This window comes from Brevundimonas sp. EU05-FHT14B07 (genome assembly GCF_058790795.1).
Genome location: NZ_JBYTCZ010000007.1, coordinates 1 through 5,503, shown reverse-complemented (window position 1 = coordinate 5,503; position 5,503 = coordinate 1). Strand labels below are relative to the sequence as shown.

Genomic DNA, 5,503 nt, shown 5'->3' with positions numbered 1-5,503 from the left:
CGGAGGTTCCAGGTCTTTGACATTGTTGATTTGGAAAGAGAAACGCAGGCGGCGGTGTTCTTGCGATGACCCTAGAAGGTCATCATACGACACTGACTATCTGCGGTCTTTTTGAAAAGATACCATGCGTCGGTCTTCGGATCGATGACGTGGGAACTCGTCAATAAAATACGTAGAACTAATGCCAAGACCGCTTCGGTGGTCTTCAAGCTTAGGTCAGAAGTCAACTCAACCTGAGAGTTTGATCCTGGCTCAGAGCGAACGCTGGCGGCAGGCCTAACACATGCAAGTCGAACGAACTCTTCGGAGTTAGTGGCGGACGGGTGAGTAACACGTGGGAACGTGCCTTTAGGTTCGGAATAACTCAGGGAAACTTGTGCTAATACCGAATGTGCCCTTCGGGGGAAAGATTTATCGCCTTTAGAGCGGCCCGCGTCTGATTAGCTAGTTGGTGAGGTAAAGGCTCACCAAGGCGACGATCAGTAGCTGGTCTGAGAGGATGATCAGCCACATTGGGACTGAGACACGGCCCAAACTCCTACGGGAGGCAGCAGTGGGGAATCTTGCGCAATGGGCGAAAGCCTGACGCAGCCATGCCGCGTGAATGATGAAGGTCTTAGGATTGTAAAATTCTTTCACCGGGGACGATAATGACGGTACCCGGAGAAGAAGCCCCGGCTAACTTCGTGCCAGCAGCCGCGGTAATACGAAGGGGGCTAGCGTTGCTCGGAATTACTGGGCGTAAAGGGAGCGTAGGCGGACATTTAAGTCAGGGGTGAAATCCCGGGGCTCAACCTCGGAATTGCCTTTGATACTGGGTGTCTTGAGTATGAGAGAGGTGTGTGGAACTCCGAGTGTAGAGGTGAAATTCGTAGATATTCGGAAGAACACCAGTGGCGAAGGCGACACACTGGCTCATTACTGACGCTGAGGCTCGAAAGCGTGGGGAGCAAACAGGATTAGATACCCTGGTAGTCCACGCCGTAAACGATGATTGCTAGTTGTCGGGATGCATGCATTTCGGTGACGCAGCTAACGCATTAAGCAATCCGCCTGGGGAGTACGGTCGCAAGATTAAAACTCAAAGGAATTGACGGGGGCCCGCACAAGCGGTGGAGCATGTGGTTTAATTCGAAGCAACGCGCAGAACCTTACCACCTTTTGACATGCCTGGACCGCCAGAGAGATCTGGCTTTCCCTTCGGGGACTAGGACACAGGTGCTGCATGGCTGTCGTCAGCTCGTGTCGTGAGATGTTGGGTTAAGTCCCGCAACGAGCGCAACCCTCGCCATTAGTTGCCATCATTTAGTTGGGAACTCTAATGGGACTGCCGGTGCTAAGCCGGAGGAAGGTGGGGATGACGTCAAGTCCTCATGGCCCTTACAGGGTGGGCTACACACGTGCTACAATGGCGACTACAGAGGGTTAATCCTTAAAAGTCGTCTCAGTTCGGATTGTCCTCTGCAACTCGAGGGCATGAAGTTGGAATCGCTAGTAATCGCGGATCAGCATGCCGCGGTGAATACGTTCCCGGGCCTTGTACACACCGCCCGTCACACCATGGGAGTTGGTTCTACCCGAAGGCGCTGCGCTGACCGCAAGGAGGCAGGCGACCACGGTAGGGTCAGCGACTGGGGTGAAGTCGTAACAAGGTAGCCGTAGGGGAACCTGCGGCTGGATCACCTCCTTTCTAAGGATGCTTCTCCAGGCCGTCTCTCACGAGGCTGTCTATTGAGGCTCCAATAGCTGATGCGCTCAAGCAGCAATGCGATAGCGCTAGGCACAAACGGCGGAACGCCGCCGTCTCCGTTTCTCTTTCCACTTTCGTCATCGACGCCTCGACCATACGGGTCGTTGAGTTGGTGACGCGATCGCGAGCCTGGGTCTCTAGACCTGGCTGTCGCTGCCATAGGCCCGTAGCTCAGGTGGTTAGAGCGTACGCCTGATAAGCGTAAGGTCGGCAGTTCGAGTCTGCCCGGGCCTACCAGCCCTGCTGGACTCCAGCCTTGGACAGTATCGTATGACAGCTCTCCTGGGCTTCGCACCATTCCTCGGAATGGGGCCATAGCTCAGTTGGTAGAGCGCCTGCTTTGCAAGCAGGATGTCGTCGGTTCGACTCCGTCTGGCTCCACCAGGATCTTGTGATCGCATTCAAGTTTGCCGTCGGCCTTTAGGTTGGCGTGCATTGAAATCGTAAAGGAAGAACGTGACCGGCTCCCCTGAGCTTGTAGGTCTTGTTCGAGAAGAAGACATTGTCTGACAAAAATCAGGCTTGGTCCCCCGGCATCTTTCCAGTCGGGCGGAATAAACCAAGCATGAGTTTTGCTGAGAAACGATCAAACGTTGAAGGGCTTCTGACGGATGCCTTGGCGTAGAGAGGCGATGAAGGACGTGGCAAGCTGCGATAAGAACCGGGGAGGCGCTAGCACCCTTTGATCCGGTTATTTCCGAATGGGGAAACCCACCTTTACAGTCTTCCAACTCTGTTCATCACGCTGGACTTGCTCCGGTGTGGAGGGCGGCGATTGGCGGATTGTTGAAAGGTATAATGAGCTGAATACATAGGCTTCATTAAGCGAACCCGGGGAACTGAAACATCTCAGTACCCGGAGGAAAGGACATCAACCGAGACTCCCGTAGTAGTGGCGAGCGAACCGGGACCAGGCCAGTGCTCTTGTGAAATAAAGACGAACGATCTGGAAAGGTCGGCCATAGTGGGTGAAAGCCCCGTAGTCATCAAACAGCAAGAGACTCGAGTAGGGCGGGACACGTGAAATCCTGTCTGAACATGGGGGGACCACCCTCCAAGCCTAAGTACTCCTCTACGACCGATAGTGAACAAGTACCGTGAGGGAAAGGTGAAAAGCACCCCGACAAGGGGAGTGAAACAGATCCTGAAATCGGAAGCCTACAAGCAGTCGGAGCCGCCAAGCGCGGTGACGGCGTACCTTTTGTATAATGGGTCAGCGACTTCATGTGTCGAGCAAGCTTAAGCCGTTAGGTGTAGGCGCAGCGAAAGCGAGTCTGAATAGGGCGCTAAGTTCGACGTATGACGACCCGAAACCAGGTGATCTATCCATGAGCAGGTTGAAGGTTGGGTAACACCAACTGGAGGACCGAACCCGTGAATGTTGAAAAATTCTGGGATGACTTGTGGATAGGGGTGAAAGGCCAATCAAACCTGGACATAGCTGGTTCTCCGCGAAATCTATTTAGGTAGAGCGTCCGACGAATTCCTTGGGGGGTAGAGCACTGGATGGTTGCGGGCTGCGCGAGCGGTACCAATACTAACCAAACTCCGAATACCCAAGAGAACTATCGGGCAGACACACGGCGGGTGCTAACGTCCGTCGTGAAAAGGGAAACAACCCTAACCATCATCTAAGGCCCCCAAGTCACGGCTAAGTGGGAAACGATGTGGGATTGCTTTGACAATCAGGAGGTTGGCTTAGAAGCAGCCATCCTTTAAAGAAAGCGTAACAGCTCACTGATCAAGCGATCCTGCGCGGAAAATGTAACGGGGCTCAAGCCGTGCGCCGAAGATATGGGTTTGCAGTTTACTGCAAGCGGTAGCGGAGCGTTCCGTAGGCCGGTGAAGGTCAGGCGTGAGCCTGGCTGGAGGTATCGGAAGTGAGAATGCTGACATGAGTAACGATAAGAGTGTGAGAGACACTCTCGCCGAAAGACCAAGGGTTCCTGCGTAAAGCTAATCTGCGCAGGGTTAGTCGGCCCCTAAGGCGAGGCTGAAAAGCGTAGTCGATGGGAAGCAGGTAAATATTCCTGCACCAGCTGGAAGTGACGGATGGCTTAACTCGTACCCACTTATTGGATTGTGTGTGCGGGGGCGTTGTCCCAGGAAATAACTCCAGCAGAGACCGTACCCGAAACCGACACAGGTGGTCAGGTAGAGCATACCAAGGCGTTTGAGAGAACTATGCTGAAGGAACTCGGCAAATTGCACGCGTAACTTCGGAATAAGCGTGACTCACCTTGCGCAAGCAGGACTGAGTGGCACAAGCCAGGGGGTAGCGACTGTTTAGCAAAAACACAGGGCTCTGCGAAGCAGCAATGCGACGTATAGGGTCTGACGCCTGCCCGGTGCCTGAAGGTTAAAGGGAGATGTGAAAGCGTCGAACTGAAGCCCAGGTAAACGGCGGCCGTAACTATAACGGTCCTAAGGTAGCGAAATTCCTTGTCGGGTAAGTTCCGACCTGCACGAATGGCGTAACGACTTCCCCACTGTCTCCAGCATAGGCTCAGTGAAATTGAATTCCCCGTGAAGATGCGGGGTTCCCGCGGTCAGACGGAAAGACCCTATGAACCTTTACTATAGCTTCGCCTTGGCGTTAGCGACCGTATGTGTAGGATAGGTGGGAGACTATGAAACCGGGGCGCCAGCTCTGGTGGAGTCGTCCTTGAAATACCACCCTTACTGTCGTTGACGTCTAACCGAGGGCCGTTATCCGGTCCCGGGACATGGCGTGGTGGGTAGTTTGACTGGGGCGGTCGCCTCCTAAAGTGTAACGGAGGCGCGCGATGGTGGGCTCAGACCGGTCGGAAATCGGTCGTCGAGTGCAATGGCATAAGCCCGCCTGACTGCGAGACTGACAAGTCGAGCAGAGACGAAAGTCGGCCATAGTGATCCGGTGGTCCCGAGTGGAAGGGCCATCGCTCAACGGATAAAAGGTACTCTAGGGATAACAGGCTGATTTTGCCCAAGAGTCCATATCGACGGCAAAGTTTGGCACCTCGATGTCGGCTCATCACATCCTGGGGCTGGAGCAGGTCCCAAGGGTATGGCTGTTCGCCATTTAAAGTGGTACGTGAGCTGGGTTCAGAACGTCGTGAGACAGTTTGGTCCCTATCTGCCGTGGGTGTTCGAAGCTTGAGAGGATCTGTCCCTAGTACGAGAGGACCGGGATGGACATACCTCTGGTGTACCTGTCATGGCGCCAGCTGTGCAGCAGGGTAGCTAAGTATGGAATAGATAACCGCTGAAAGCATCTAAGCGGGAAACTAACCTCAAAACAAGGCTTCGCTGAGGATCGTGGAAGACTACCACGTTGATAGGCCAGGTGTGGAAGTGGGGCGACCCATGAAGCTTACTGGTACTAATAATCCGATCGGTTTGATCGTTTCTCAGCAAAACTCATTCGATGATTGCTCCTTGACCAGAGCAATCTCAGACAATGTCTTCTCATCATCCGCTGTCCCCCTGGTTGACCTGGTGGCTATGTCGGAGGTTCCCCACCCGATCCCATTCCGAACTCGGTCGTTAAGCCCTCCAGAGCCAATGGTACTTCGTCTCAAGGCGCGGGAGAGTAGGTCGCCGCCGGGTCTACCAGGCGGACAGCCGATGATGAACAAACACCGCAATCGCGGTCCTTCTCGAACCGTTCTTCCTTCACGATACACTACCGTTTGCCGCGGGATGGAGCAGCCCGGTAGCTCGTCAGGCTCATAACCTGAAGGTCGTAGGTTCAAATCCTACTCCCGCACCCAA

The 5,503-nt window shown here is 54.2% G+C and carries 3 tRNA genes and 3 rRNA genes; all 6 read left to right on the top strand.

Annotated features, from left to right (window positions below):
* The first annotated feature begins 229 nt into the window (after positions 1–229).
* Positions 230–1,690: ribosomal RNA gene (locus AC3WRC_RS14280) — 16S ribosomal RNA — on the top strand.
* Positions 1,691–1,910: 220 nt separating this feature from the next.
* Positions 1,911–1,987, top strand: a tRNA-Ile gene (locus AC3WRC_RS14275).
* A gap of 71 nt (positions 1,988–2,058) precedes the next feature.
* Positions 2,059–2,134 (top strand) — tRNA-Ala (locus AC3WRC_RS14270).
* A 200-nt stretch (positions 2,135–2,334) separates the two neighbouring features.
* Positions 2,335–5,136, top strand: a 23S ribosomal RNA gene (locus AC3WRC_RS14265).
* An 87-nt stretch (positions 5,137–5,223) separates the two neighbouring features.
* Positions 5,224–5,338, top strand: a 5S ribosomal RNA gene (gene rrf / locus AC3WRC_RS14260).
* Together the 16S, 23S and 5S rRNA genes with 3 tRNA genes alongside form the textbook arrangement of a ribosomal RNA operon.
* Before the next feature lie 87 nt (positions 5,339–5,425).
* Positions 5,426–5,502 (top strand) — tRNA-Met (locus AC3WRC_RS14255).
* Position 5,503 lies beyond the last annotated feature (1 nt).